Below are 24801 nucleotides of genomic sequence, written 5' to 3'. Positions count from 1 at the left end.
TTGACGGTCTCATTATTTGTGGTTTCGAATTTTTCTATGCGCTAAAAACCGAGGTTTTTTATCGTTATTTAACGCCTTTATCTTATTGACAAACTGGTAATCTCTGCTGCGTAAAAAATCATCCAGGGGAATAGCATGGCAGCAATACAGGGGATTGAAGGGGTTATTAGCCAGTTACAGGCGACGGCGATGGCCGCGCGCGGGCAAGACACGCACTCGCAGTCGACGGTGAGTTTTGCCGGCCAGCTACATGCTGCGCTGGATCGTATTAGCGACAGACAAGCGGCGGCGCGCGTTCAGGCGGAAAAATTCACTCTGGGTGAGCCGGGCATTGCGCTTAATGACGTGATGGCCGATATGCAAAAAGCGTCCGTCTCTATGCAAATGGGGATTCAGGTGCGCAACAAGCTGGTCGCCGCGTATCAGGAAGTCATGTCCATGCAGGTTTAAGCCAGGGCTGACAACACATCCGCAGCGAACTCCCGGGCGCTTACCTACGTCAGCGGCGGGGGACGCGACGCCCATGCAACCAGTGCGTGATTATGTGGGCTTATTTTTGCGAGGCGCGCTCATTTTATTGATAAGCGGGTTGCACATTGTTGCAGGGATTTATTAAAAATAGGGTACGCCTGTTTACTAACGCCATTCATTCCTACTATTCGTTCTGATGCTATTGTCATTGAGTTTGCAATCCAGAATGTTCCTGCAATATATGCGCCGTTGCGATAATACACGGTAAATTCTTTATTAATGCCTGGAATATCTGTTTCATGGAGATCCAGTATATACCCATACGGGGACAGATTATCAGCGAGACAGCGGGCAATGGCGCTCGGATGTGCATTGACCACTGTGACGGGTGAATAACGGGCAGCGGCAAGACAGACGACTCCAATAATGGAGATGAAAATAATTTTTATCATTTTTTTGGCTTCTGCTGTGCATAAATAAATCATCACCTGATGATGTCAGTGAGTAAAAATATAAATACCTGATAGTCTTTTATGGCGTAGACGGAAAATAATAATTGTTTTATGTTTTGATTAAAATAACCCTGGATTTTTCATCGGCTCAGACAGAATTAAAACGGTATACGTTATATAATAGATTTATGCCACGGCGCACAAGACGACCTTGTCTGATTTCTTTTATGCGTTGTAGATTTTTGCCGGTTATGCCGTAAAAGGTCTCCCGCCGTAACGTACAGCGGGAGTATGCGCTTATTTTTGAATCAGATAACGAATTGTCGGGCCATCCTGTTGGATATCCAGCACCGTATAGCCGTGATTGCGCGCATCCAGTGGAATATTATTAATGGATTGCGGACAGTCGCTCACCACTTCCAGGATCTCACCTTTTTTTAGCTGCGGCATCGCTTCCAGAGTGGCGACCGCCGGGTACGGGCAAGGTTCGCCAACCATATCCAGACGGTAATCAGGGACGATATTTTTCATACAGATTCCTTAGCAGGCGTCAGCCCCGCACGGCGGAAAAAACGTTTTTCCCAGCCGATGATTAACATCAGCGCGGTAAATAACAACAGATAGGTGACCAGCAGACCGCCCAGCGGACCAAAGGTATTCAGCAGGTTAACTTTATCCCAACTGGTCGCCAGCGCGGGCGCGAAATCATCCCAGTAGTAAGCCAGGATGGTCGAACCGATGACATTGCCGAGGCCTACCCACCAGTAATGCACCTGGCCTTCTACGGCGCGGTACATCCAGCCGGTTTCGCAGCCGCCCGCCAGCACGATGCCAAAACCGAACAGCAGTCCGCCAATGACCGCATTCGGGCCAGCCCACATAATTTTAGGTGCAACGCCCAACTGCACGTAGCTGAAAATACCAATGGCGCTGACCGCCATGCCGAAAATAATCGCTTTCGCCATATGGGCGCGTCCGGAGATCCACAGATCGCGAAAGGCCGAGGTAAAGCAGATTTGCGCGCGTTCGATCAGCAGCCCAAACCCGACGCCGAACAGCATCGCCAGCCCCAGTTTCGGCTGATGCATTGCCGTTAATAACGCCCAGCCAATCATGCCGATAAAGACCAGCATACCGAGCCTGAAACGCCGTCTTGCCTGATCCGGTTTCTGCGTCAGTGGCGAAGCCGCGGAGACCTTCTGCATTTTCACCGGTATGCGAAATATCGGCAGCAACGTAAAGCGGGCGCCGAACCAGGAGCCGATAGCGGTCGCCAGCGCAAAGAACCACGCGTGTAGGGAGAACTGCGGGATCCCGGTAAAAAAGGCGGCCAGGTTACACCCCATCGCCAGACGCGCGCCGAAGCCAGCGATAATGCCTCCGGCCACCGCCTGTACGATACGGATTCGGCTGCGCGGCATACGCAGTTTTACGTTGTTGGCCCACAGCGCCGCGGCGAAACAGCCGCCGAACATGCCGAGGATCATCATGCCGTCGATACGCGTCAGCGGCGTACCTTCCAGATGAATCAGCTTGTAGTAGCCCCACTGTTCGGCATGAACGCCAAAAAGCTGCAAAATTTGCCCGCCCCAGCGGGTAAATTCGCCCGTCACGGCCCAAAACGTGCCGGTGATGCCAAAATAGTAGGTAGAGAGAATACCGGCTGCGATCACCGCAGGGGCCGGCGCCCAGAATTTAATTAACCAGGTTTGCTTGAAGTGTTGCCATGACATGTGTTTAGCCTCTGAACTCAGAAGGTGTGAAACAAGAAGTGCGCATACTACACCGATCACAGAATTTGCCTACACCTAATAAGCGGTAATACCGACTGGATCAAATTGCGGCCAGCGCCTGGAAAGGCTGGCGGCGTCAGGGCTTTAATGCCACAATTCTTCTTTCTTCTGATGCAGGATGAATGATGAAAAAAGTAGCGATCGTTGGCGCATTGCTGGTTCTGGCCGGATGCGCCGAGGTGGAAAACTATAATGATGTGGTGAAAACGCCCGCGCCGGCCGGTCTGGAAGGGTACTGGCAGTCAAAAGGCCCGCAACGTAAGCTGGTGAGCCCTGAAGCTATCGCCAGCCTGGTGGTGACTAAAGAAGGCGATACGCTGGACTGCCGCCAGTGGCAGCGCGTTATTGCTCTGCCGGGCAAGCTGACCATGCTCTCCGATGACTTAACCAATGTTACGGTTAAGCGTGAGCTCTATGAGATTGAGCGCGACGGGAATACCCTGGAATATGATGGCATGACGCTGCAACGGGTCGCTCGTCCGACGCCGGAGTGCGCCGCCGCGTTAGAAAAAACGCCGCTGCCGACGCCGCTGCCGACGCCGCTGCCGTAATTTCGCTTCCCGGCAGCGCTCTGCCGCCGGGAACGCTCATCACACGTCCTCAATGACCCACACGCTGACGCTGCCTGCGTTGCAGAAGAACGTCGCTTCGCCTTGATCATTAGTTACAACATACTCATCCCGGTTTCCCAGAAAATCACGCCAGGTCTTGTTAGCGTAATTGTCGCCGAGCAGGAGGGTTTTTTCACCGTCGTCGCCATTGGAAAGTACGACCACACAGCCTGGATTCTCTTCAGTACCGCTGCGACTAAAGGCGATACAGTTAGGATGATCGAAAAAGAGTGTTTGTATACCGTGCGCAAAACGCTGACGAGCGAGGATCAGCCGATCCAGTTGGTTAATCACCGGCATGTCGACCCGACAGGTCTCGCCATTTTCGCCGCTATCCTCATAGCTGGCGCCGTATAAATCGGGATAAAACACTGACGGCACGCCGTTTTCACGAAGCAGGATCAGCGCATAGGCCAATGGTTTGAACCAGGGTTCTACCGGCGCTTCCAGCGCCTGTAACGGTTGTGTATCGTGGTTAGCGACCAGCGTCACCGCATGAAAAGGGTCGGCTTCTACCAGCGTGCCGGTGAAAATGTGGCGCATGTCATACTCCGCGCCCTGGCGCGAGGCCTCGTGAAATTTCATCTGCAACGGCGCGTCGAACAGCATGGTTTTCCCGTCGACCTGATCGATGTACGTTTGCAGTTTATCCACTTCATGCGACCAGTATTCTGCGACAATAAACAGCGGTTTTGGCGCAACCGCCTGTACATGCTCAATCCATTCTTTATAAAACCAGGCGGGTATATGTTTTACCGCGTCCAGGCGAAAGCCGTCACAGTGGGTTTGTTCCATGACCCAACGAGCCCAATATTTAATCTCTTCCGTAACCGCATGATTGCGAAAATCGATATTTTCACCCATCAGATAGTCGAAATTACCCATCTCATCATCAACCTGATCGTTCCAGCCATCGCCGGTATAGTCATTGACGATCTTAAAAATGCCGTCTTCGTCGGGATTCTCGATGTGATCAATGCCGCTGAAACAGTGATAGTCCCAAATAAAGTTGGAATACTGGCCCGCGCGGGCAGGGAAGGTGTAGCGCGTCCAGCCTTCGCATTCAATGATGTTGTCATCGATTTGCGTGCGGTCATCCTGATTCACGCGCTGAACGCGAATACGTTCTTTTTCGTCTGCGCCCATTTTGTGGTTCACGACGACGTCGAGCAGCACCGCAATATTATTTTTTTTGAGCGCGTCTATCGCCGTCAGTAACTGGCGTTTATCGCCGTACTTTGTCGCGATAGTTCCTTTTTGGTCAAATTCGCCGAGGTCAAACAGGTCGTAGGTATCATAGCCTACGGAATAGCCGCCGGAGGCGCCTTTACAGGCGGGCGGTAGCCAGACCATATTGATACCGATATCATTCAGCCCATCAGCACGTTCCGCCAGCTCAGACCAGAGTTTACCGCCGTCGGGATAATACCAGTGGAAGTACTGCAATAACGTGGGGTTTTTCATCTTCCGTGCTCCAGAAGTCGTTTAGCCGACCTCTGGAGTATGGAAGAATTTTCATACGAGACGGGAAAATATTATGAGGCGCCAGGCGCATCTGGCACGAGTAACATACCGGAAAGACGGCCATACGCGTTGTTGAGTGATTTTTGGCGGGTGGATTGTCCGATCAAACTACTCAGTTCATCCAGTCGCTGTTGCAGCAGCCCTTTCAGGAGCTGCTCATTGTCCAGCGTTTGTTTGATGTATCCGGCGACCATATCCTGAATACTTCGCGTAATGCCCGGTGGAGTTTGCTTTTCCATCACCGTTTCAATACTTTGCAGATAGGAGACCTCTTGTTGCAGTAAGAGATCCCATTCACCTCGCTGCGCAAGTTCAAGCAGCGATTGACTGAGCAGCGCAATACGCTGCCAACGGTTGATAAACTCCACGGTTGAGGTCATTAACGAGACTCCTGGAAAGATGCTTTCGGTGAAATCTGCTTCCAGGCTTCTGCAATATTGCTGAGTAACCCTTCCACTTCTTCGATGGCCTGAGCGTCGTTACGCAAATTAGCCTGCAGTAAACGGCGAATCATATAGTCGTATAGCTCGGAAAGATTCGTCGCAATCTCACCGCCTTTTTCCTGATCGAGGCCGGCTTTCAGCCCGTTATCGATAATATTGATGGCTTTGCTTAACGCTTCACCTTTCGCGACAACATCGCCTTGTTCTAAAAACAGGCGAGCGCGCACCAGAGCGCTATTCGCGCCATCAAACAACATTTCAATCAACTGATGCGGGCTGGCGCTCATCACGGCGCTTTCCACGCTGACTTGCGCATAAGCTTTGATACCGCTCGCGGTGTACATGGTGACCTCTGTTATCAGGACTTGTTCATAGCTGTAAATTGCTGGGTCAAATAACTACTGGTGTTATTCAGCTTACTCATCATGGTATCCAGTTGGGTAAACTGGGCCTTGTAACGGGCAACGGTTTCATCGATGCTGTTGCTAACGGACAGGTACTGTTTTGTCAGGCTTTTCAGCGTGGCGTTAACGTTGTCCTGCGCATTATCAATAATGCCGTCATCCGCCAGATAACTTTTCACTTCGGTGGCAATTTTGGTGGTGATACCCGTTTCTTTACCATCGCCTACCAGCAGCTCACGCGCTGCGGCTGTGTTATCTTTCAGTACTTTGGTCAGCTTATCATCATCAATCTTCAGTTTGCCGGAAGTCCCATCCTGGGTGATGCCAATTTCCGCCATTGTTTTGAACGCAGAATTACTGCCGCTATTGGCAAATTGTGCCCGAATCCCGGTCTGGATAGTACGAACCACACTATCGCCTAACAGCGCGCCGTTTTTATCGCTGGCTTCTTCGCCCGGCTCAACGGCGGTATATTTGGTTAACGAGCTAAAGGTATCCACCAGCGAGTTATAGGCATCCACCCAGGATTTAATCGCCTCTTTCGCCTTGGTATCATCTTTCGTTACCGTCACGGTCGCGTCGGTCACTTTCTTGGTCAGGGTGAGCGTAATTCCCTGAGGGGCGTCGGTTACGGTATTGCTCTGACGCTCAATGTCGATGCCGTTTACGTTCAGCTTCGCGTTTTCTGCTTTCACCAGCTCTTGCATATTGCCGGTATTGGTGGTGCTGTCATAAGCGAGTAGATCGTTAAGTTTTGTATCGCCTTCCACCGTGATCTTCATCGTATTGTCGGTACCGCTATTGGCGGTAAGCACCAACTGGAATTCGTTCTCTTTGACCTTAACGATACTGGCGGCGATACCGCTGTCGGCGTCATTGATGGCGTCACGGATCGCCTCCATGGAGGTGTCGCCTTTATCCAGCTTAATTTCCAGCGGCTCTTTACGTCCCGGCTGTTCAATTTTAATTGTCCGGGACGTGACCGACGTATCGCCCAACTGCTCTTTGGTGGTCGCGAAGGTGGTTTTTGTCGCCAGCGACTGTGCGGCGGCAAGCTGGGTTACGTTAATCTTATAAGTCCCTGCGGCAGCGCCAGCGGTAGTACTGACTTTGAGATCTTCAGTGGTGCTGGACGCCACGGTAGACTTAAATAAATCCGCTTTATTTAACGCGGTATTTGCCGTCTGGAATTTTTCTAATGCGCTTTTCAATGTGCCATAGGCGGTTAGCTTTGCCGAATTCGCGCTCTGCTGTTTGGTAATTGGCGTTAAGCGTCCTTTTTCGTTCTTTGTCAGGTCTGTCAACAACTGGTCTAACGGTAAGTTTGATCCCACACCTAATGATGAAATTGAAGCCATGCCTTCTTCCTTTTTGATTGCAAACAGTAGTTAAGCGCGTTATCGGCAATCTGGAGGCAAAGTTTAATGATAATTTTGCAAAAATAATGCGCGGAATAATGATGCATAAAGCGGCTATTTCGCCGCCTAAGAAAAAGATCGGGGGAAGTGAAAAATTTTCTAAAGTTCGAAATTCAGGTGCCGATACAAGGGTTACGGTGAGAAACCGTGGGCAACAGCCCAATAACATCAAGTTGTAATTGATAAGGAAAAGATCATGGCACAAGTCATTAATACAAACAGCCTGTCGCTGTTGACCCAGAATAACCTGAACAAATCCCAGTCCGCTCTGGGCACCGCTATCGAGCGTCTGTCTTCCGGTCTGCGTATCAACAGCGCGAAAGACGATGCGGCAGGTCAGGCGATTGCTAACCGTTTTACCGCGAACATCAAAGGTCTGACTCAGGCTTCCCGTAACGCTAACGACGGTATCTCCATTGCGCAGACCACTGAAGGCGCGCTGAACGAAATCAACAACAACCTGCAGCGTGTGCGTGAACTGGCGGTTCAGTCTGCTAACAGCACCAACTCCCAGTCTGACCTCGACTCCATCCAGGCTGAAATCACCCAGCGCCTGAACGAAATCGACCGTGTATCCGGCCAGACTCAGTTCAACGGCGTGAAAGTCCTGGCGCAGGACAACACCCTGACCATCCAGGTTGGTGCCAACGACGGTGAAACTATCGATATCGATCTGAAGCAGATCAACTCTCAGACCCTGGGTCTGGATACGCTGAATGTGCAACAAAAATATAAGGTCAGCGATACGGCTGCAACTGTTACAGGATATGCCGATACTACGATTGCTTTAGACAATAGTACTTTTAAAGCCTCGGCTACTGGTCTTGGTGGTACTGACCAGAAAATTGATGGCGATTTAAAATTTGATGATACGACTGGAAAATATTACGCCAAAGTTACCGTTACGGGGGGAACTGGTAAAGATGGCTATTATGAAGTTTCCGTTGATAAGACGAACGGTGAGGTGACTCTTGCTGGCGGTGCGACTTCCCCGCTTACAGGTGGACTACCTGCGACAGCAACTGAGGATGTGAAAAATGTACAAGTTGCAAATGCTGATTTGACAGAGGCTAAAGCCGCATTGACAGCAGCAGGTGTTACCGGCACAGCATCTGTTGTTAAGATGTCTTATACTGATAATAACGGTAAAACTATTGATGGTGGTTTAGCAGTTAAGGTAGGCGATGATTACTATTCTGCAACTCAAAATAAAGATGGTTCCATAAGTATTAATACTACGAAATACACTGCAGATGACGGTACATCCAAAACTGCACTAAACAAACTGGGTGGCGCAGACGGCAAAACCGAAGTTGTTTCTATTGGTGGTAAAACTTACGCTGCAAGTAAAGCCGAAGGTCACAACTTTAAAGCACAGCCTGATCTGGCGGAAGCGGCTGCTACAACCACCGAAAACCCGCTGCAGAAAATTGATGCTGCTTTGGCACAGGTTGACACGTTACGTTCTGACCTGGGTGCGGTACAGAACCGTTTCAACTCCGCTATTACCAACCTGGGCAACACCGTAAACAACCTGACTTCTGCCCGTAGCCGTATCGAAGATTCCGACTACGCGACCGAAGTTTCCAACATGTCTCGCGCGCAGATTCTGCAGCAGGCCGGTACCTCCGTTCTGGCGCAGGCGAACCAGGTTCCGCAAAACGTCCTCTCTTTACTGCGTTAATCCGGCGATTGATTCACCGACACGTGGTACACAATCAAGGCAGCGAAAGCTGCCTTTTTTAATTCCGGAGCCTGTGTAATGAAAGAAATCACCGTCACTGAACCTGCCTTTGTCACCCGCTTTTCCTGTTCTGGCTCGGCCTGTCGCGACCACTGTTGTAAGGGCTGGAAAATCACGCTGGATAAGACGACGGTTAAAAAATATCTCGCCAGTAAAGACACGACGATTCGTACCATCGCGCAAGACCATATTATCCTGCTGAAAAAGAACAACAGCCACTGGGGCGAAATTAAGCTGCCTTCGGCGCTGGGGAATTGCCCTTATCTGGATGAGGACCGTCTGTGCCGGGTACAAAAAACGTTAGGCGCAAAGGCATTAAGTCATACCTGTTCCTCTTTCCCGCGGGCGCATCATACCTATAAAAATGAGGTGCGTAACTCTCTGAGTCTTGCCTGCCCGGAGGTGACGTCCCGCATTTTAAACGATCCTGACGCAATGGCACTCAGCGAAAAAACAATCATTCAGCAGACATTCAATACTGCGCCGTTATTCCCAGCGCAGCAAAAGTTACTCAATCTGTTTTGCCTGAGTCTGATCAACCATGCCAACAGCAGTACGGAAGCCGCGCTCTATGCGTTGATTAAATTCGTCATGTATGCACAGAAATTTGCCAAAATTGATGATGCCGCGCTGGGCGAACTGGAACAGGTGTATGCCGCGTTACTTGAACAGTTGCAGACCGGCGTGCTGGCGCAGGAGTTAATGAATATCGCGCCGGATAGCAAGGTAAAAACCTCGCTGGTATTGCAGATGCAGGACTATTTCCGCTCGCTCCCGCTTAATCGTGGCAGTGTTATCCTCGATCACTACATCCAGTGTCTTCTGCGGGTGCTGACGGCGGAAGAGGGCGTTTCAATGGAGCAGAAGGTTAGCGATATTGAGTCCTCATTAGCGCGCTGTTTACAGGCGAATGAGCAGCAGAAGAACTGGGCCTTCAGAAATTTAATTCTCTATAAAATTTGGGAAAATAATTTCCCCAACCAGCCGAATGTCGACCCGTTACGCGCGCTGTATATTATCGTGGCGGAATATGCCTTTATTAAGCTATTAACGGCAGCCAGCGTGCATGAGCGCGGGCGTATAGAGTGGGATGACGTTACCAATATTGTGTATAGTTTTCACTCCCGCAGCCAGCATAACAGCGAGGTGGCGAAGAATTTTCATCGCCATATAGAAACGGTGCGTACTGGCGACGATCTGTCGATGATTCATCTTCTGACATAGTTTTGTTCGGGGTGGGCTTTTGCGCATCCCGTTTATTGTCTATGGAAAACCCCCAGCTAGGCTGGGGGTTCCGGAAAGCTTTCAGCTTTAAGCCAGTTATTAAAACCCCTTTTGATTTGTTAAAACATCTTGCGGTCTGGCAACTGCAAAAGTTCAACAAGAAATCAAAAGGGGGTCCCAATGGGGGACGAAAAGAGCTTAGCGCACACCCGATGGAACTGTAAATATCACATAGTTTTCGCGCCCAAATACCGAAGACAAGCGTTCTATGGAGAGAAGCGTAGGGCAGTAGGCAGCATATTAAGAAAATTGTGTGAATGGAAAAACGTACGAATTCTGGAAGCAGAATGTTGTGCAGATCATATTCACATGCTTCTGGAGATCCCGCCGAAGATGAGTGTGTCGAGTTTCATGGGATATCTGAAGGGTAAAAGTAGTCTGATGCTTTACGAGCAGTTTGGGGATCTAAAATTCAAATACAGGAACAGGGAGTTCTGGTGCAGAGGGTACTATGTCGATACGGTGGGTAAGAACACGGCGAAGATACAGGACTACATAAAGCACCAGCTTGAAGAGGATAAAATGGGTGAGCAATTATCGATCCCGTATCCGGGCAGCCCGTTTACGGGCCGTAAGTAACGAAGTTTGATGCAAATGTCAGATCGTATGCGCCTGTTAGGGCGCGGCTGGTAAGAGAGCCTTATAGGCGCATCTGAAAAACCTCCGGCTATGCCGGAGGATATTTATTCTATCTGGCTGATTTTATTCTGCTCTTTTAGCCGCTAAAAAGGCGCTACAGGTTACATAAGTGAAATAACCCTTCTTTTATAGCCTTATTCCTTCGATAGAACCCTCTGTAGAAACGGATAATCATGCCGATAACTCATTTAACGCAGGGCTGTTTATCGTGAATTCACTGTATACCGCTGAAGGTGTAATGGATAAACACTCGCTGTGGCAGCGTTATGTACCGCTGGTGCGTCACGAAGCATTGCGCCTGCAGGTGCGATTGCCGGCGAGCGTGGAACTGGACGATCTGCTACAAGCGGGCGGCATCGGGTTATTAAATGCGGTCGACCGATATGACGCTTTGCAAGGAACGGCATTTACCACTTACGCAGTGCAGCGTATTCGTGGGGCGATGCTGGATGAATTACGCAGCCGCGATTGGGTGCCGCGTAGCGTCCGGCGTAATGCCCGCGAAGTGGCGCAGGCGATGGGACAACTGGAGCAGGAACTGGGGCGTAATGCGACGGAAACCGAAGTGGCGGAACGTCTTGGCATCCCTGTTGCGGAGTATCGTCAGATGTTGCTCGATACCAACAACAGCCAACTTTTCTCTTACGATGAGTGGCGGGAAGAGCATGGCGATAGCATCGAACTGGTGACTGAAGAACATCAACAGGAAAACCCGTTACATCAACTGCTGGAGGGCGACCTGCGACAGCGGGTAATGGATGCGATTGAATCGCTGCCGGAACGCGAGCAACTGGTGTTAACGCTGTATTACCAGGAAGAGCTCAATCTCAAAGAGATTGGCGCGGTACTGGAAGTCGGCGAATCGCGGGTCAGCCAGTTGCATAGTCAGGCCATCAAACGATTACGCACCAAACTGGGTAAGTTATAGGTCGCGCATGATCGCACCCGAAAAGTGCCGCACAACGTATAGACTACCAGGAGTTCTCATGACGGTGCAGCAACCTAAAAGGCGGCCTTTGAGCCGCTATCTTAAAGACTTTAAACACAGCCAGACGCATTGCGCGCATTGTCACAAACTGCTCGACCGCATTACGCTGGTTCGCCGTGGCAAGATCGTTAATAAAATCGCTATTTCACAGCTGGATATGCTACTTGACGACGCTGCCTGGCAGCGGGAGCAGAAGGAGTGGGTGGCGCTGTGTCGCTTTTGCGGCGATTTGCACTGCAAAAAGCAGAGTGATTTTTTCGATATTATCGGTTTCAAGCAGTATTTGTTTGAACAAACCGAGATGAGCCATGGCACGGTGCGGGAATATGTCGTGCGTTTACGACGCCTTGGCAATTACCTCAGCGAGCAAAACATTTCCCACGATCTGCTGCAGGACGGTTTTCTCGATGAAAGCCTGGCGCCATGGTTGCCGGAAACCAGCACCAATAATTACCGTATCGCACTGCGTAAATACCAGCAATATAAAGCGCATCAGCAGATTGCGCCCAGACAGAAATCCCCCTTTACCGCCAGTTCTGATATATATTAAAAAAGCATAAGATGTAGCAGAGTCGTGTTGGTGAAACGTGGCAAACCTTCTACATTAGGCTGAGTCCCCCAAAGGTTCGCGAGACGTGACGATGCGCCATGGCGGGACACAGTCTATGGTCATTAACGGCAATATTCGGGGTTACTATGAAATTAGCACTGCTGGGACGTCAGGCACTGATGGGAGTAATGGCTGTAGCGCTGGTGGCGGGAATGAGCGCGAAGAGCTTTGCCGATGAGGGTTTGCTGAACAAAGTTAAAGAACGCGGCACGCTGCTGGTAGGGCTGGAAGGTACCTATCCGCCGTTTAGCTTTCAGGGCGAAGACGGCAAATTAACCGGTTTTGAAGTCGATTTCGCCGAGGCGTTGGCAAAACATCTGGGCGTTAAAGCGTCGTTGAAGCCGACCAAATGGGACGGAATGCTGGCGTCGCTGGACGCTAAACGTATTGATGTGGTGATAAACCAGGTCACGATTTCAGACGTCCGCAAGAAAAAATATGATTTCTCTACGCCTTATACTGTCTCCGGCATTCAGGCGCTGGTGAAAAAAGGCAATGAAGGCACGATCAAAACGGCTGCCGATCTGCAGGGCAAAAAAGTCGGCGTTGGGCTGGGGACTAACTATGAAGAGTGGCTACGTCAACATGTGCAGGGCGTGGATATCCGTACCTATGACGATGATCCTACAAAATACCAGGATCTGCGCGTAGGCCGTATTGACGCGATTTTAGTCGATCGTCTGGCGGCGCTGGATCTGGTGAAAAAAACCAAAGGTACGCTGGCCGTCACCGGTGATGCGTTTTCGCGTCAGGAGTCCGGCGTTGCGTTACGTAAAGGCAACGAAGACTTGCTGAAGGCGGTAGATAACGCCATTGCGGAAATGCAAAAAGATGGCACCTTAAAAGCGCTCTCTGAAAAATGGTTTGGCGCTGACGTGACCCAATAATGTTCTACGTTGCCCGGCAGGCAGTGCGCCACCGGGCAATATCAACCTCATACTATGTCAGCAAACGGAGGCGCGTGAATCGGCGCCTTTTTTATTTCCGTTAGATCAACGTGCATAATAAAAAGAACACACCACAACGTTACCGGAGGCTCAATGCCACTACATCACTTAACGCGCTTCCCTCGCCTGGAGTTTATCGGCGCGCCGACCCCGCTCGAATACCTGCCGCGATTGTCTGATTATCTTGGCCGTGAGATTTACATTAAGCGCGATGACGTTACGCCCATTGCAATGGGCGGCAATAAACTGCGCAAGCTGGAGTTTTTGGTGGCCGACGCGCTGCGAGAAGGGGCGGATACGCTGATAACCGCAGGGGCGATTCAGTCGAACCATGTCCGTCAGACGGCGGCAGTCGCGGCCAAATTGGGACTGCATTGCGTCGCCTTGCTGGAAAATCCAATCGGTACCACCGCGGAAAATTACCTGACGAATGGTAATCGCCTGTTACTGGATTTATTTAATACGCAAATTGAGATGTGCGATGCGCTAACCGATCCGGATGCGCAGCTGCAAACGCTGGCGACGCGCATTGAAGCGCAAGGGTTCAGGCCCTATGTGATTCCGGTCGGCGGTTCCAGCGCGCTGGGGGCAATGGGATACGTAGAGAGCGCCCTGGAAATCGCCCAGCAGTGTGAAGAGGTCGTCGGGCTCTCTTCGGTGGTGGTGGCCTCCGGCAGCGCCGGAACGCACGCCGGGTTAGCTGTCGGGCTGGAACATCTGATGCCGGATGTCGAACTGATTGGCGTGACCGTTTCACGTTCTGTCGCCGAGCAGAAACCCAAAGTGATTGCCTTGCAGCAGGCTATTGCCGGTCAGCTGGCGCTGACGGCGACGGCGGATATCCATTTATGGGATGACTATTTTGCCCCGGGTTACGGCGTGCCAAATGACGCGGGGATGGAGGCGGTGAAACTGCTGGCGAGCCTGGAGGGGGTGCTGCTGGATCCGGTATATACCGGTAAAGCGATGGCGGGTCTGATAGACGGCATCAGCCAGAAACGCTTTAACGATGACGGGCCGATTCTCTTTATTCACACCGGTGGGGCGCCTGCGCTGTTTGCCTACCATCCTCATGTATAACCTCCAGGTAATCAACGCGAATGCAAGAAAGTATCCAACTGGTTATTGAATCGCTGCCGTATTTGCTTAAAGGCGCCGTCTTTACCCTGCAACTGAGTATTGGCGGTATGTTTTTTGGTCTGCTGCTGGGATTTGTGCTGGCGCTGATGCGGATGTCTCCGCTATGGCCGGTTCGCTGGCTGGCGCGCTTTTATATCTCGATTTTTCGCGGTACGCCGCTTATCGCCCAGTTATTTATGATCTATTACGGCCTGCCGCAATTTGGTATTGAGCTGGACCCTATCCCGGCGGCGATGATTGGTTTATCGCTCAATACCGCGGCTTACACGTCCGAGACGCTGCGCGCGGCGATCTCGGCTATCGACAAGGGACAATGGGAAGCGGCGGCGAGCATTGGCATGACGCCGTGGCAAACGCTACGTCGCGCTATTTTGCCGCAGGCCGCTCGCGTCGCGCTTCCGCCGTTGAGCAACAGCTTTATCAGCCTGGTGAAAGATACGTCGCTCGCCGCGACGATTCAGGTGCCGGAGTTGTTCCGCCAGGCGCAGTTAATTACCTCGCGAACGCTGGAGGTGTTTACCATGTATCTGGCCGCGTCGTTAATCTACTGGGTAATGGCGACCGTCTTATCGGCACTGCAAAACTATTTTGAAAACCAGCTTAACCGCCAGGAGAGAGAGCCAAAATGAGTGCGATCGAAGTTACCAACCTGGTCAAAAAATTTCATGGTCAAACGGTGCTGCACGGTATTGACCTTGAGGTGAAGCCCGGAGAAGTCGTCGCCATTATCGGCCCGAGCGGCTCAGGGAAGACAACGTTATTACGCTGTATTAACCTGCTGGAACAACCGGAAGCGGGCACCATTAAAGTGGGCGATATTATCATCGATACCGCCCGCCCATTCAGCCAGCAAAAAGGGTTGATTCGCCAGCTACGCCAGCATGTCGGCTTTGTCTTTCAGAGTTTTAACCTGTTCCCGCATCGTACCGTGCTGGAAAATATCATTGAAGGTCCGGTGATTGTAAAGGGAGAGCCGAAAGCCGAGGCGACGGCGCTGGCGCGGGAACTGTTAGCCAAAGTCGGGTTGGCCGGTAAAGAGTCCCGTTATCCGCGCCGCCTGTCGGGCGGGCAACAGCAGCGCGTGGCGATTGCGCGCGCGCTGGCGATGCGCCCGGAAGTGATTCTGTTTGATGAGCCGACGTCGGCGCTTGATCCTGAATTAGTCGGCGAGGTGCTTAATACGATTCGCCAGCTGGCGCAGGAAAAGCGCACAATGGTGATCGTTACTCACGAAATGAGCTTTGCGCGTGACGTGGCTGATCGGGCAATATTTATGGATCAGGGGCAAATCGTCGAGCAGGGGCCGGCGAAAACCTTGTTCGCCGATCCTCAGCATCCGCGTACCCGCCAGTTCCTTGAGAAATTTTTAGTGAAATAATGCCTTTTCAACGCTCGCCCGAATTAGCCGCGCCTTGGGCGAGCGCAATGAATAATTATGAAGTCATTCTGCCAGATTATTAACCTCGCTCTCAGGCGGAAGCCAAAAAGTGTAATGCCGCTCAAGTATTCTACGTTTCGTCCGATATTTCTTATATATAAACACTATTTATGTGTTAATTTAAGTCATTCATAATAATGATTATCAATATCAAAGGCGTGACCATAAAATATGCAGGAAAATGATTTCTTCACCTGGCGACGCGCAATGTTGTTACGCTTTCAGGAGATGGCGGCAGCAGAGGATGTTTATACTGAATTGCAATATCAGACACAGCGGCTGGAATTTGATTATTATGCCCTGTGTGTTCGTCATCCCGTCCCCTTTACCCGGCCTAAAATATCGCTTCGTACCACTTATCCTCCGGCGTGGGTAACGCATTACCAGTCCGAAAACTATTTCGCGATCGATCCGGTATTAAAGCCGGAAAATTTCAGGCAGGGTCATTTACATTGGGATGACGTGCTATTTCATGAAGCGAAGGCGATGTGGGATGCCGCCCAGCGTTTCGGATTACGCAGAGGCGTAACCCAGTGTGTGATGTTGCCGAACCGGGCGCTGGGCTTTTTATCTTTCTCCCGTAGCAGTTTACGCTGCTCCTCGTTTACCTACGACGAAGTGGAGCTGAGGTTGCAACTGCTGGCGCGGGAGAGTCTTTCGGCGCTGACAAGATTTGAAGACGACATGGTGATGGCGCCTGAAATGCGTTTCAGTAAACGTGAGAAAGAGATTCTGAAGTGGACGGCGGAAGGGAAGACCTCATCGGAGATCGCCATTATTCTGTCGATTTCTGAAAATACCGTTAACTTCCATCAGAAAAATATGCAGAAGAAATTCAATGCGCCAAATAAAACACAGATTGCCTGCTACGCTGCGGCGACAGGTCTGATATGACGTGCTGACGATGCTTCGCGCCAGACGCGAAACCGGCTGAAAGCGATGCTAACAGCCGGTTTTTTACTACTGGCGGTAAGCCTGTTTAATTTGCTTAACCGTACTGGAAAATACCGCCGCTTGTGCTTCATCATCCATCTGCGCGATCTGTTTTTCCATTTTAAGAATCACGCGCCCTGCATCGGCCTGGCCCATCGCCTGCAGCATCAGCGTTAACATGGCTTTCAGGCAGTTGACTTCAGTAGCCAGTTCTTGATTATTCTCAGCGGTGGAAAAATCAGGCGTACTCATTTATTTTCCTCGTTATGTTTCAGTGAAAATGTGCGATAGCAGATGTTAAGGCGGCGGAGTATACCATAAGCTACGCTAAAAATAGCAGTGGTTGTTTTTTGATCAAAAAGCGGAGGGGTTACCCACAAAATAAACGTTGCCGCGTGATGCATATATTTTCTTCATTCTTTGTTTATTACGCGTATTTCACTCGTTAATTATTGTTACAAAGTTGATTCTCTAATTAGTGTTTAGACAGCGGAACGTGAAATTTTTGTCACCATTATGAAATATCAGCCCGGGACAGCGCCGCCAGAAGGGGCTACAACGTTGGCAGTTGCCACATGACGTACAACATAATTTCCAAAAACGAGAGCAAAATCGAATACCCGGTGTTTTTTTACGTTTCAAAGTTGAGATAAAACCAGCTAATATAAGGACGATTAACTATCAGTAGCGTTATCCCTATTCTGGAGATATTCCTTTGATCAACGTTCTTCTTGTTGATGACCACGAACTGGTGCGCGCAGGGATACGACGCATTCTTGAAGATATAAAGGGCATTAAAGTTGTCGGTGAAGCGTGCTGCGGAGAGGATGCGGTAAAATGGTGCCGTACTAACGCCGTTGACGTCGTGCTGATGGATATGAACATGCCCGGTATTGGCGGCCTTGAGGCGACGCGTAAAATTGCCCGCTCGACAGCGGATATCAAAGTGATCATGCTGACCGTCCATACGGAGAACCCGTTGCCCGCCAAAGTGATGCAGGCTGGCGCAGCTGGCTATCTCAGCAAAGGCGCTGCGCCTCAGGAGGTGGTGAGCGCTATTCGTTCGGTGTATTCCGGACAACGTTATATCGCCTCCGATATCGCTCAGCAGATGGCGCTCAGTCAGATTGAGCCTGCAAAAACGGAAACGCCGTTCGCCAGTTTGTCTGAACGCGAGTTGCAGATTATGCTGATGATCACCAAGGGTCAGAAGGTCAATGAGATTTCAGAACAGCTGAATCTCAGTCCTAAAACGGTGAACAGCTATCGCTATCGTATGTTCAGTAAATTAAACATTCATGGTGATGTTGAGCTGACTCACCTGGCAATCCGCCATGGCCTGTGTAATGCGGAGACGTTAACAAGCCAGTGAGTGAAATATTTGACGCAAAGGCGTTTTTGAAAACCGTTACCAGCCAACCCGGTGTCTATCGTATGTATGACGCCGGCGGTACGGTTATTTATGTCGGTAAAGCAAAAGACCTGAAAAAGCGTCTTTCCAGCTACTTTCGCAGCAACCTGGCTTCGCGTAAAACCGAAGCGCTAGTTGCGCAAATTCAACACATTGATGTCACGGTAACGCATACCGAAACGGAAGCGCTGCTGCTTGAGCATAATTACATCAAGTTGTATCAACCGCGTTACAACGTGTTGTTGCGTGATGATAAATCCTATCCTTTTATTTTTCTGAGCGGCGATACCCATCCGCGTCTGGCGATGCACCGTGGCGCCAAACATGCGAAAGGCGAGTACTTCGGCCCATTTCCTAATGGCTATGCCGTGCGGGAAACGCTGGCGCTGTTACAGAAAATTTTCCCTATCCGCCAGTGCGAAAACAGCGTATATCGCAACCGCTCGCGTCCTTGCCTGCAATATCAGATTGGCCGCTGTTTAGGCCCCTGCGTTGCAGGACTGGTCAGCGAGGAGGAGTATGCGCAACAGGTGGAGTATGTCCGGTTGTTTTTGTCCGGTAAGGACGACCAGGTCTTAACACAGCTGATTGCCCGGATGGAAAAGGCCAGCCAGGATCTGGCATTTGAAGAGGCGGCGCGTATTCGCGATCAGATCCAGGCGGTACGCCGGGTCACGGAAAAACAGTTTGTCTCCAATGCGGGCGACGATCTCGACGTTATCGGCGTGGCTTTTGATGCGGGTATGGCCTGTGTGCATGTGCTGTTTATTCGCCAGGGTAAGGTGCTGGGCAGCCGCAGCTATTTTCCAAAAGTACCTGGTGGTACGGAACTGGGCGAAGTGGTGGAAACCTTTGTCGGGCAGTTTTACCTGCAGGGTAGCCAGATGCGCACGCTACCGGGCGAGATACTGCTCGATTTTAATCTGAGTGATAAAACGCTGCTGGCCGATTCGTTGTCGGAACTTGCCGGACGGCGTATTCATGTCCAGACAAAACCGCGCGGCGATCGCGCCCGTTATCTCAAGCTGGCGCGGACCAACGCGGCAACGGCCTTAATCACTAAACTCTCGCAGCAGTCCACCATCACGCAGCGTTTGAGCGCGCTGGCGGCGGTATTAAAACTTCCTGCGATCAAGCGGATGGAATGTTTTGACATCAGCCATACCATGGGGGAGCAAACGGTCGCATCCTGTGTGGTATTTGACGCTAACGGGCCGTTACGCGCCGAGTATCGTCGTTATAATATCGCGGGCATCACGCCGGGTGATGACTACGCGGCGATGAATCAGGTGTTACGTCGGCGTTATGGCAAGGCCATAGAAGAAAGTAAGATTCCGGATGTTATTCTGATCGACGGCGGAAAAGGGCAGCTCGCCCAGGCGAAAGCCGTTTTCGCTGAGCTGGATGTCCCCTGGGATAAGCATCGTCCTTTGCTGCTTGGCGTCGCCAAAGGCGCGGACAGAAAGGCCGGTCTGGAAACACTCTTTTTTGAACCGGAAGGCGAGGGGTTTAGCCTGCCGCCGGACTCGCCGGCGCTGCATGTTATTCAGCATATTCGCGATGAGTCGCACGATCACGCGATCGGCGGGCACCGTAAAAAACGCGCGAAGGTTAAAAATACCAGTACGCTGGAAACTATTGAAGGCGTTGGGCCTAAACGTCGCCAGATGCTGCTGAAATATATGGGCGGTTTGCAAGGACTACGTAACGCCAGCGTAGAAGAAATTGCAAAAGTGCCGGGTATTTCGCAAGGTCTGGCAGAAAAGATCTTCTGGTCGTTGAAACATTGAGGCCACTGTAGCAACATAGGGGTAATTTCACTGACAACAGATAGTTACCCGTCACTATGCAATTTAATATCCCTACGTTGCTCACGCTGTTTCGCGTCATCCTGATTCCATTCTTTGTCGTGGTGTTTTATTTGCCGTTCGCCTGGGCGCCGATGGTCAGCGCGCTGATTTTCTGTATTGCCGCTATTACCGACTGGTTTGACGGCTTTCTGGCGCGACGCTGGAACCAGAGTACGCGTTTCGGCGCTTTCCTCGACCCCGTCGCCGACAAGGTGCTGGTGGCGATCGCCATGGTGCTGGTCACCGAGCATTATCATAGCTGGTGGGTGACGTTACCTGCGGCGACGATGATAGCCCGCGAAATTATTATCTCTGCTCTGCGTGAATGGATGGCGGAGCTGGGCAAACGCAGTAGTGTAGCGGTCTCCTGGATCGGTAAAGTCAAAACTACCGCGCAGATGGTGGCGCTGGCGTGGCTCTTGTGGCGTCCGAATATCTGGGTAGAGTATGCCGGGATCGCGCTTTTCTTTGTCGCAGCGGTGCTAACATTGTGGTCCATGTTGCAATATTTGAGCGCTGCACGCGGAGATTTGCTTGATCAGTGATCGTTTCGCCGCAAATTTCAGCAAACGATCGTGAGTGACGAAAAATATCGTTGACTCAGTGCGTCAGGTAAGTAGAATGCAACGCATCGAACGGCAGCACTGATTGCCAGACGATAACAAAATCAAGTGATTAACAAAGTTGCTTGATACTGCGGGAATAGCTCAGTTGGTAGAGCACGACCTTGCCAAGGTCGGGGTCGCGAGTTCGAGTCTCGTTTCCCGCTCCAGTTTAAAAGCATTGGCGTAAAGCGGATGCTGGCTGAAAAGCCAAAAAAATTTGGCGCGTTAACAAAGCGGTTATGTAGCGGATTGCAAATCCGTCTAGTCCGGTTCGACTCCGGAACGCGCCTCCAATTTTTCCCGAGCCCGGATGGTGGAATCGGTAGACACAAGGGATTTAAAATCCCTCGGCGTTCGCGCTGTGCGGGTTCAAGTCCCGCTCCGGGTACCATGGGAAAGACAAGAATAATCAAAGCAATAAGCAGTGTCGTGAAACCACCTACGGGTGGTTTTTTTGTGCCTTCAATTTGTATGCCGACCGCGAGCGTGAACTTTCCAGCGCGATACACAGTAAAAAACATCGGTAGCGGCATTTCTGCCAGTACAACAGTTATGTGCTACCGACCCGCAAGAACTTATGCCTGGTAATTACTAAACGTCGGGTAAATCAGCCGATAAAATCCATTAATCTCTATAAAAAATGCTGATATGTTTTATGCCTGCTTTATTAAAGAGAGTAGGTCTGCCAGTGAAATATACCGATAATGCAAAATTATTTATTAGCTTCATTAATATTGGGATTGTAGGTTGCGCTTTGCTACTTTTTTTTATTTTGTATGAGCCTGAGAGTGCAATCGTAACCTACTCTTTTCCAGGAGAGCTTTCCTCTTCGACATGTGATGCGCGTAATTTTATTGGCTACGTCGATGAAAACGACTTTGCAGAGTATATAAAAAAAGTAGAACTGACGCGCTACAGTATGTATTGTCTGAAAAAAACAGGGGCGGGTCAGTGGAGTATTTATGCAAATTAAACGAGTATATAACTGTTCAGGGTGTTTTCTGCACAGTTTAATTAAAGGTAGATAGCGAACTAATATTCATCATAAGGTAATGTGATCCGCATCATGCTTTAATCACGTTTTGCAATATTGTCTTAATAACAGGTCAACTACAGATAATTTCAGGTTTTCGTGAATGGCGGTTTTGGTCAGTCTCTATATTATGCTTTCCCCGCTTTACGGAGATGATGATGCAAAAGAAAACCTGGGCCGTTTTATTGATACCATTGTGCCTCACCGCTTGCCACCAGACGACCTACCGATCAACAGCCAAAGATGAAATTTTCACAGGGAGCTATATTGACCCGACAAAAACACGCTTTCCGTTAGCGGATTATTCACAGTCGGTTGATAAATGGATACCTCCGGACTCGGCTGATTACACTATTCCGGTTATTGATAATGCTACCCAACAACGCTACTTTAACGCACTAAAATCTCATTATTTCGGAATGGACAGTGAAGCGCACTCGCCGTGGAATGGTTTTTATATTACCGCATTGCTGAAAAAAAACGCAGCACAGGCGCGGGATGCCAGTATTAAGCAGTTTCTTAGCGACGGCAGTGCTTATTGGGGGGAAAACTTCAGACTTTATACCTCTCGCTGGAAAGAGGAGGTTAGAGGGAATACGGATACGCAGATTGACAATATCTATCATGCCTCCCGGCGAGGTATTATGGTCAGAGAAAGTTTAGTCAGAGCGCTGCCAACGGACGACCCGCTCTTTAACGATCCCCGTCAGGCGGGCGAGGGGTACCCGTTTGATAATTTACAAATGTCTTCGCTGCGTCCCGGTACGCCGGTCTATACGCTGACGAAGAGCAAAGACCAACGCTGGCAATATGTCGTTTCACCAGCGGTAACTGGCTGGGTTCATAGTGAAGATATTGCCAGTACGGATCAGAAATTTATAACACAGTGGGTTTTGCTTGCTCATAAGCAACTGGGGGCATTTATCAACGCGCCGGTTTCTGTCCATGTCGCAGGCGTCTATTATTTCACCGGGCGACCGGGCACTATTTTACCGTTCCGACATCAACGGGCGGGCCAGTTCCTGATTGCGGCGCCAGTTCGCGGCAGCAACGGTCGCGCGTTTATCCATTGGGTCTGGCTAAGCGGTAACGAGTTTACGGCTATGCCGTGGAAAATGACGCCGGAAAATATCGCCGTGCTAATGAAAGCAATGTACGGCGCCCCCTACGGTTGGGGAAATTTTAACTTTTATAATGATTGTTCAGCCGAAATCCGCAGCCTGTTAATGCCGTTTGGCATATTCCTGCCCAGACATTCATCCGCGCAGGTAGAGGCTGCTGGACGGGTGGTCGATCTTAGTCATAAAAGTCCCCAAATGCGGATCGATTATCTCACCAGATACGGAAAACCGTTTACTACGCTGGTCTATATTCCAGGGCATATTATGCTGTATATCGGTAACACAACCATGAATGGGCAGGTCGTGCCGATGACTTATCAGAATATCTGGGGATTGCGCCCAAACCATGCTAATAGCCGGAGCATTATCGGTGAGGCGGTATTTTTGCCGTTACTGCGTTTTTATCCTGAAAGTCCTGAGCTGATATCACTGGCTGGTAAGGTTCTGTTTAAGCTTGGTTATATAGAATAGGTTGACAAACTGTGTTATCGCGGAAGACATGATTAAGGCAACCGTGCGCGTGGATATAAAGAGAGTATCCCTGTAAACTGTGTCTGAAAAAAGTATGCGCTATAGTGCGGGCTGTTTATTTGAAATACTATCTGGAGCTGATTCTGGATGTGATTATGTGCCTCACACATTGAAGTGAGAGTTATTGTTGGCGGTATCTGGCTGGAGGCTGGGTGGTAAAAAGACGTAATTTATTGCATTTTAATAACGGTGCCCGGTCAGAGCGCGATCTTGGGGATCTGGTCACTAAAGTTTTTGAGAAAGCGGCGAAAAAAGAACCGCAACCGCTATACACATTTAGCCTGCCGTTGCTGAGTGTGCAGGATGAGATCCGTGTTTACTGTAAGAAAAAAAATATCAAAATAGGGTACGATACGCTGTTTATGGAAATAACCTTTTCTGCTGACAGAGAAGCGGTAGACGAACTCATTAAACACTTTTTTACTGAAAATAAGCTCTATTTGAGAGGGCGGTTTTATCTGTCCGCGGCGGTGGTATAAGTTAGCATGAGTATAATATAGCGAGAAACCCATCTCTCGCTTTTGTGTGGGGCGAGCGCTTCCTGGCGGAAAATCTGCGCCCTGATCCTCCTTTTGTGCGTTAACTTCCGGAATCCTCCTCATTTCGTGTTAATCTGGCCCCTGATGGTTGCCATCCAACTGCCTGCAAAAAAATTATTTTTATCCGCTGCAATGTAAGAGGCCTACAGGCGGAAGTCATCACTGAGGAAAAGCGTTATGAAAATGGAACCATTAAACGAGAACGAGCTGGAATGGCTGGATGATGTGCTGACGAAATACAATACCGATCAGGCCATTTTGGATGTCGCGGAGCTGGACGGTCTGATTACTGCGGTACTAAGTTCTCCGCGTCCCATCGACCCGGAACAGTGGCTGGTCGCGATATGGGGGGGACCCGCGTACGTACCGCGCTGGACATCTGAAAAAGAAATGACGCGATTTATGGATCTGGTGTTCCAGCACATGGCGGACACAGCCGCCCGGCTTGAAGACTATCCAGAACAGTTCGAGCCGCTGTTTGGCCTGCGAGAAGTTGATGGCCATGAATTAACGATTGTTGAAGAATGGTGCTTTGGTTACATGCGCGGAGTGTCGCTGTCCGACTGGTCTGACTTGCCGGATACGCTAAAACCGGCGCTGGAAGCGATTGCCTTACACGGCACGGAAGAAAACTTTGCGCTGTTGGATAAAATGAGCCCGGAAGCGTTCGATAAAAGCGTTGACGCTATCCGTATCGCGGCGCTTGAGCTGCATGCCTGGTGGATGGCGCATCCGCACACGACGCCGCTACAGATGCCGATAAAAGCAGAGGTGAAAGTGGGGCGTAACGATCCTTGTCCATGCGGGAGCGGCAAAAAATTTAAGCAGTGCTGCCTGCATTAATGGCTCGTAAACGGCCATAGCGTGATGAT

The 24801-nt window shown here is 50.3% G+C and carries 28 protein-coding genes, 3 tRNA genes and 28 other annotated features; of the genes, 22 read left to right on the top strand and 9 right to left on the bottom strand.

The window, feature by feature from the left end; genetic code table 11:
• The first annotated feature begins 123 nt into the window (after positions 1 to 123).
• Positions 124 to 129, top strand: a ribosome-binding site (putative RBS for fliE; RegulonDB:STMS1H002128).
• Positions 124 to 450, top strand: a protein-coding gene (fliE, locus tag STM1968; RefSeq protein ID NP_460921.1) for a putative flagellar hook-basal body protein. Within the gene, positions 136 to 450 belong to an annotated coding region; the region does not span the whole gene. Its footprint overlaps the feature before it by 6 nt.
• A gap of 119 nt (positions 451 to 569) precedes the next feature.
• On the opposite strand, the gene STM1967 is transcribed toward fliE, so the two are convergent.
• The 3 genes from STM1967 to yedE all read right to left on the bottom strand — a co-directional run bounded on the left by STM1967 (position 570) and on the right by yedE (position 2734).
• Positions 570 to 963, bottom strand: a protein-coding gene (locus STM1967; RefSeq protein NP_448379.1) for a putative 50S ribosomal protein. Within the gene, positions 570 to 956 belong to an annotated coding region; the region does not span the whole gene.
• Positions 958 to 963, bottom strand: a ribosome-binding site (putative RBS for STM1967; RegulonDB:STMS1H002127). (Overlaps the previous gene by 6 nt.)
• Before the next feature lie 257 nt (positions 964 to 1220).
• Positions 1221 to 1465, bottom strand: a protein-coding gene (gene yedF, locus STM1966; protein NP_460919.1) for a putative transcriptional regulator. Within the gene, positions 1221 to 1454 belong to an annotated coding region; the region does not span the whole gene.
• Positions 1451 to 2734, bottom strand: a protein-coding gene (gene yedE / locus STM1965) for a putative membrane component of transport system (RefSeq protein ID NP_460918.3). Within the gene, positions 1451 to 2716 belong to an annotated coding region; the region does not span the whole gene. The genes yedF and yedE overlap by 15 nt, the downstream gene beginning before the upstream one ends.
• Positions 1460 to 1465: a ribosome-binding site (putative RBS for yedF; RegulonDB:STMS1H002126), on the bottom strand. Its footprint overlaps the gene before it by 6 nt.
• Positions 2729 to 2734 (bottom strand) — a ribosome-binding site (putative RBS for yedE; RegulonDB:STMS1H002125). Its footprint lies within the gene yedE.
• A 96-nt stretch (positions 2735 to 2830) precedes the next feature.
• Positions 2831 to 2836 (top strand) — a ribosome-binding site (putative RBS for yedD; RegulonDB:STMS1H002124).
• Between yedE and yedD the strand changes: the two genes are divergently transcribed.
• Positions 2831 to 3267, top strand: a protein-coding gene (gene yedD, locus STM1964) for a putative outer membrane lipoprotein (protein ID NP_460917.1). Within the gene, positions 2842 to 3267 belong to an annotated coding region; the region does not span the whole gene. (Overlaps the previous feature by 6 nt.)
• A 39-nt stretch (positions 3268 to 3306) precedes the next feature.
• On the opposite strand, the gene amyA is transcribed toward yedD, so the two are convergent.
• The 4 genes from amyA to fliD all read right to left on the bottom strand — a co-directional run bounded on the left by amyA (position 3307) and on the right by fliD (position 7068).
• Positions 3307 to 4805, bottom strand: a protein-coding gene (gene amyA / locus STM1963) for a cytoplasmic alpha-amylase (protein NP_460916.1). Within the gene, positions 3307 to 4791 belong to an annotated coding region; the region does not span the whole gene.
• Positions 4800 to 4805 (bottom strand) — a ribosome-binding site (putative RBS for amyA; RegulonDB:STMS1H002123). Its footprint overlaps the gene before it by 6 nt.
• 57 nt (positions 4806 to 4862) lie before the next feature.
• Positions 4863 to 5245, bottom strand: a protein-coding gene (gene fliT, locus STM1962) for a putative export chaperone for FliD (protein NP_460915.1). Within the gene, positions 4863 to 5231 belong to an annotated coding region; the region does not span the whole gene.
• Positions 5231 to 5647, bottom strand: a protein-coding gene (gene fliS, locus STM1961) for a repressor of class 3a and 3b operons (RflA activity) (RefSeq protein NP_460914.1). Within the gene, positions 5231 to 5638 belong to an annotated coding region; the region does not span the whole gene. The genes fliT and fliS overlap by 15 nt, the downstream gene beginning before the upstream one ends.
• Positions 5240 to 5245 (bottom strand) — a ribosome-binding site (putative RBS for fliT; RegulonDB:STMS1H002122). It overlaps the preceding gene by 6 nt.
• Positions 5642 to 5647 (bottom strand) — a ribosome-binding site (putative RBS for fliS; RegulonDB:STMS1H002121). Its footprint lies within the gene fliS.
• A gap of 5 nt (positions 5648 to 5652) precedes the next feature.
• The gene (gene fliD, locus STM1960; RefSeq protein ID NP_460913.1) for a filament capping protein occupies positions 5653 to 7068 on the bottom strand. Within the gene, positions 5653 to 7056 belong to an annotated coding region; the region does not span the whole gene.
• Positions 7063 to 7068, bottom strand: a ribosome-binding site (putative RBS for fliD; RegulonDB:STMS1H002120). (Overlaps the previous gene by 6 nt.)
• Before the next feature lie 232 nt (positions 7069 to 7300).
• Positions 7301 to 7306 (top strand) — a ribosome-binding site (putative RBS for fliC; RegulonDB:STMS1H002119).
• Between fliD and fliC the strand changes: the two genes are divergently transcribed.
• The 10 genes from fliC (at position 7301) to sdiA (ending at position 16800) form a co-directional block, all read left to right on the top strand.
• Positions 7301 to 8800, top strand: a protein-coding gene (gene fliC, locus STM1959; protein ID NP_460912.1) for a flagellar biosynthesis; flagellin. Within the gene, positions 7313 to 8800 belong to an annotated coding region; the region does not span the whole gene. Its footprint overlaps the feature before it by 6 nt.
• Positions 8801 to 8871: 71 nt before the next feature.
• Positions 8872 to 8877 (top strand) — a ribosome-binding site (putative RBS for fliB; RegulonDB:STMS1H002118).
• Positions 8872 to 10084 (top strand): N-methylation of lysine residues in flagellin gene (gene fliB, locus STM1958; protein NP_460911.1). Within the gene, positions 8879 to 10084 belong to an annotated coding region; the region does not span the whole gene. Its footprint overlaps the feature before it by 6 nt.
• 37 nt (positions 10085 to 10121) lie before the next feature.
• Positions 10122 to 10830: a mobile genetic element, on the top strand.
• Positions 10259 to 10264: a ribosome-binding site (putative RBS for tnpA_2; RegulonDB:STMS1H002117), on the top strand. (Overlaps the previous feature by 6 nt.)
• Positions 10259 to 10723, top strand: a protein-coding gene (gene tnpA_2 / locus STM1957; RefSeq protein NP_460910.3) for a transposase for IS200. Within the gene, positions 10265 to 10723 belong to an annotated coding region; the region does not span the whole gene. (Lies within the feature at positions 10122 to 10830; overlaps the previous feature by 6 nt.)
• A gap of 147 nt (positions 10831 to 10977) precedes the next feature.
• Positions 10978 to 10983, top strand: a ribosome-binding site (putative RBS for fliA; RegulonDB:STMS1H002116).
• Positions 10978 to 11711, top strand: a protein-coding gene (gene fliA / locus STM1956; RefSeq protein NP_460909.1) for a sigma F (sigma 28) factor of RNA polymerase. Within the gene, positions 10992 to 11711 belong to an annotated coding region; the region does not span the whole gene. It overlaps the preceding feature by 6 nt.
• 47 nt (positions 11712 to 11758) lie before the next feature.
• Positions 11759 to 11764, top strand: a ribosome-binding site (putative RBS for fliZ; RegulonDB:STMS1H002115).
• Positions 11759 to 12321, top strand: a protein-coding gene (fliZ, locus tag STM1955) for a putative regulator of FliA (protein ID NP_460908.1). Within the gene, positions 11770 to 12321 belong to an annotated coding region; the region does not span the whole gene. It overlaps the preceding feature by 6 nt.
• Before the next feature lie 135 nt (positions 12322 to 12456).
• Positions 12457 to 12462, top strand: a ribosome-binding site (putative RBS for fliY; RegulonDB:STMS1H002114).
• The gene (gene fliY / locus STM1954) for a putative periplasmic binding transport protein (RefSeq protein NP_460907.1) occupies positions 12457 to 13268 on the top strand. Within the gene, positions 12468 to 13268 belong to an annotated coding region; the region does not span the whole gene. It overlaps the preceding feature by 6 nt.
• Positions 13269 to 13410: 142 nt before the next feature.
• Positions 13411 to 13416: a ribosome-binding site (putative RBS for yedO; RegulonDB:STMS1H002113), on the top strand.
• Positions 13411 to 14408 (top strand): putative 1-cyclopropane-carboxylate deaminase gene (yedO, locus tag STM1953; protein ID NP_460906.1). Within the gene, positions 13422 to 14408 belong to an annotated coding region; the region does not span the whole gene. Its footprint overlaps the feature before it by 6 nt.
• Before the next feature lie 4 nt (positions 14409 to 14412).
• Positions 14413 to 14418, top strand: a ribosome-binding site (putative RBS for yecS; RegulonDB:STMS1H002112).
• The gene (gene yecS, locus STM1952; protein ID NP_460905.1) for a putative ABC-type amino acid transporter occupies positions 14413 to 15097 on the top strand. Within the gene, positions 14429 to 15097 belong to an annotated coding region; the region does not span the whole gene. (Overlaps the previous feature by 6 nt.)
• Positions 15077 to 15082 (top strand) — a ribosome-binding site (putative RBS for yecC; RegulonDB:STMS1H002111). Its footprint overlaps the gene before it by 6 nt.
• The gene (yecC, locus tag STM1951) for a putative ABC-type polar amino acid transport system (RefSeq protein ID NP_460904.1) occupies positions 15077 to 15846 on the top strand. Within the gene, positions 15094 to 15846 belong to an annotated coding region; the region does not span the whole gene. Before yecS ends, yecC begins: the two co-directional genes overlap by 21 nt.
• Before the next feature lie 213 nt (positions 15847 to 16059).
• Positions 16060 to 16065, top strand: a ribosome-binding site (putative RBS for sdiA; RegulonDB:STMS1H002110).
• Positions 16060 to 16800, top strand: a protein-coding gene (gene sdiA, locus STM1950; protein NP_460903.1) for a transcriptional regulator of ftsQAZ gene cluster. Within the gene, positions 16078 to 16800 belong to an annotated coding region; the region does not span the whole gene. (Overlaps the previous feature by 6 nt.)
• A 66-nt stretch (positions 16801 to 16866) precedes the next feature.
• Here sdiA and yecF read toward each other — a convergent pair.
• Positions 16867 to 17102 (bottom strand): putative cytoplasmic protein gene (gene yecF, locus STM1949; RefSeq protein ID NP_460902.1). Within the gene, positions 16867 to 17091 belong to an annotated coding region; the region does not span the whole gene.
• The gene (locus STM1948) for a putative inner membrane protein (protein ID NP_448360.1) occupies positions 17088 to 17247 on the bottom strand. Within the gene, positions 17088 to 17243 belong to an annotated coding region; the region does not span the whole gene. Before STM1948 ends, yecF begins: the two co-directional genes overlap by 15 nt.
• Positions 17097 to 17102: a ribosome-binding site (putative RBS for yecF; RegulonDB:STMS1H002109), on the bottom strand. It overlaps the preceding gene by 6 nt.
• Positions 17242 to 17247: a ribosome-binding site (putative RBS for STM1948; RegulonDB:STMS1H002108), on the bottom strand. Its footprint lies within the gene STM1948.
• 293 nt (positions 17248 to 17540) lie before the next feature.
• Positions 17541 to 17546 (top strand) — a ribosome-binding site (putative RBS for uvrY; RegulonDB:STMS1H002107).
• Between STM1948 and uvrY the strand changes: the two genes are divergently transcribed.
• The 10 genes from uvrY (at position 17541) to yecA (ending at position 24772) form a co-directional block, all read left to right on the top strand.
• Positions 17541 to 18211 (top strand): putative LuxR/UhpA family response regulator gene (gene uvrY, locus STM1947; RefSeq protein ID NP_460900.1). Within the gene, positions 17555 to 18211 belong to an annotated coding region; the region does not span the whole gene. It overlaps the preceding feature by 6 nt.
• Positions 18188 to 18193, top strand: a ribosome-binding site (putative RBS for uvrC; RegulonDB:STMS1H002106). Its footprint overlaps the gene before it by 6 nt.
• Positions 18188 to 20040, top strand: a protein-coding gene (uvrC, locus tag STM1946) for a UvrC (protein ID NP_460899.1). Within the gene, positions 18208 to 20040 belong to an annotated coding region; the region does not span the whole gene. The genes uvrY and uvrC overlap by 24 nt, the downstream gene beginning before the upstream one ends.
• Before the next feature lie 37 nt (positions 20041 to 20077).
• Positions 20078 to 20083, top strand: a ribosome-binding site (putative RBS for pgsA; RegulonDB:STMS1H002105).
• Positions 20078 to 20645 (top strand): phosphatidylglycerophosphate synthetase gene (gene pgsA / locus STM1945; protein ID NP_460898.1). Within the gene, positions 20097 to 20645 belong to an annotated coding region; the region does not span the whole gene. (Overlaps the previous feature by 6 nt.)
• 150 nt (positions 20646 to 20795) lie before the next feature.
• Positions 20796 to 20868: transfer RNA gene (gene glyW / locus STM1944), tRNA-Gly, on the top strand.
• Between the two features lie 55 nt (positions 20869 to 20923).
• Positions 20924 to 20994: transfer RNA gene (gene cysT, locus STM1943), tRNA-Cys, on the top strand.
• A 14-nt stretch (positions 20995 to 21008) separates the two neighbouring features.
• A tRNA-Leu gene (gene leuZ / locus STM1942) sits at positions 21009 to 21092 on the top strand.
• Between the two features lie 253 nt (positions 21093 to 21345).
• Positions 21346 to 21678, top strand: a complete 333-nt coding sequence (locus STM1941) for a putative inner membrane protein (RefSeq protein NP_460897.1) — start codon at positions 21346 to 21348, stop codon at positions 21676 to 21678.
• 206 nt (positions 21679 to 21884) lie between these two features.
• Positions 21885 to 21890: a ribosome-binding site (putative RBS for STM1940; RegulonDB:STMS1H002103), on the top strand.
• The gene (locus STM1940) for a putative cell wall-associated hydrolase (RefSeq protein NP_460896.1) occupies positions 21885 to 23330 on the top strand. Within the gene, positions 21891 to 23330 belong to an annotated coding region; the region does not span the whole gene. It overlaps the preceding feature by 6 nt.
• Positions 23331 to 23535: 205 nt before the next feature.
• Positions 23536 to 23541, top strand: a ribosome-binding site (putative RBS for STM1939; RegulonDB:STMS1H002102).
• Positions 23536 to 23869 (top strand): putative glucose-6-phosphate dehydrogenase gene (locus STM1939; RefSeq protein ID NP_460895.1). Within the gene, positions 23543 to 23869 belong to an annotated coding region; the region does not span the whole gene. Its footprint overlaps the feature before it by 6 nt.
• Positions 23870 to 24093: 224 nt before the next feature.
• Positions 24094 to 24099 (top strand) — a ribosome-binding site (putative RBS for yecA; RegulonDB:STMS1H002101).
• Positions 24094 to 24772, top strand: a protein-coding gene (gene yecA, locus STM1938; protein ID NP_460894.1) for a putative metal-binding protein. Within the gene, positions 24107 to 24772 belong to an annotated coding region; the region does not span the whole gene. (Overlaps the previous feature by 6 nt.)
• Positions 24773 to 24801 lie beyond the last annotated feature (29 nt).

It is taken from the genome of Salmonella enterica subsp. enterica serovar Typhimurium str. LT2 (assembly GCF_000006945.2).
GTDB classification, from domain to species: Bacteria; Pseudomonadota; Gammaproteobacteria; order Enterobacterales; family Enterobacteriaceae; genus Salmonella; species Salmonella enterica.
The sequence above is the reverse complement of the archived record's forward strand: the minus strand, read 5'-3'. Positions and strand labels throughout refer to the sequence as shown.

Coding starts and splice junctions, on each gene's coding strand:
- yecC (NP_460904.1), top strand. CDS start 15,094: ATGAGTGCGATCGAAGTTACCAACCTGGTCAAAAAATTTCATGGTCAA.
- fliS (NP_460914.1), bottom strand. CDS start 5,638: ATGTACACCGCGAGCGGTATCAAAGCTTATGCGCAAGTCAGCGTGGAA.
- STM1940 (NP_460896.1), top strand. CDS start 21,891: ATGATGATGCAAAAGAAAACCTGGGCCGTTTTATTGATACCATTGTGC.
- yecF (NP_460902.1), bottom strand. CDS start 17,091: ATGAGTACGCCTGATTTTTCCACCGCTGAGAATAATCAAGAACTGGCT.
- pgsA (NP_460898.1), top strand. CDS start 20,097: ATGCAATTTAATATCCCTACGTTGCTCACGCTGTTTCGCGTCATCCTG.
- yecS (NP_460905.1), top strand. CDS start 14,429: ATGCAAGAAAGTATCCAACTGGTTATTGAATCGCTGCCGTATTTGCTT.
- STM1941 (NP_460897.1), top strand. CDS start 21,346: ATGCTGATATGTTTTATGCCTGCTTTATTAAAGAGAGTAGGTCTGCCA.
- fliC (NP_460912.1), top strand. CDS start 7,313: ATGGCACAAGTCATTAATACAAACAGCCTGTCGCTGTTGACCCAGAAT.
- yecA (NP_460894.1), top strand. CDS start 24,107: ATGAAAATGGAACCATTAAACGAGAACGAGCTGGAATGGCTGGATGAT.
- fliT (NP_460915.1), bottom strand. CDS start 5,231: ATGACCTCAACCGTGGAGTTTATCAACCGTTGGCAGCGTATTGCGCTG.
- STM1967 (NP_448379.1), bottom strand. CDS start 956: ATGATTTATTTATGCACAGCAGAAGCCAAAAAAATGATAAAAATTATT.
- fliE (NP_460921.1), top strand. CDS start 136: ATGGCAGCAATACAGGGGATTGAAGGGGTTATTAGCCAGTTACAGGCG.
- sdiA (NP_460903.1), top strand. CDS start 16,078: ATGCAGGAAAATGATTTCTTCACCTGGCGACGCGCAATGTTGTTACGC.
- fliB (NP_460911.1), top strand. CDS start 8,879: ATGAAAGAAATCACCGTCACTGAACCTGCCTTTGTCACCCGCTTTTCC.
- tnpA_2 (NP_460910.3), top strand. CDS start 10,265: ATGGGGGACGAAAAGAGCTTAGCGCACACCCGATGGAACTGTAAATAT.
- yedO (NP_460906.1), top strand. CDS start 13,422: ATGCCACTACATCACTTAACGCGCTTCCCTCGCCTGGAGTTTATCGGC.
- fliY (NP_460907.1), top strand. CDS start 12,468: ATGAAATTAGCACTGCTGGGACGTCAGGCACTGATGGGAGTAATGGCT.
- STM1948 (NP_448360.1), bottom strand. CDS start 17,243: ATGCATCACGCGGCAACGTTTATTTTGTGGGTAACCCCTCCGCTTTTT.
- yedF (NP_460919.1), bottom strand. CDS start 1,454: ATGAAAAATATCGTCCCTGATTACCGTCTGGATATGGTTGGCGAACCT.
- fliZ (NP_460908.1), top strand. CDS start 11,770: ATGACGGTGCAGCAACCTAAAAGGCGGCCTTTGAGCCGCTATCTTAAA.
- fliD (NP_460913.1), bottom strand. CDS start 7,056: ATGGCTTCAATTTCATCATTAGGTGTGGGATCAAACTTACCGTTAGAC.
- yedD (NP_460917.1), top strand. CDS start 2,842: ATGAAAAAAGTAGCGATCGTTGGCGCATTGCTGGTTCTGGCCGGATGC.
- amyA (NP_460916.1), bottom strand. CDS start 4,791: ATGAAAAACCCCACGTTATTGCAGTACTTCCACTGGTATTATCCCGAC.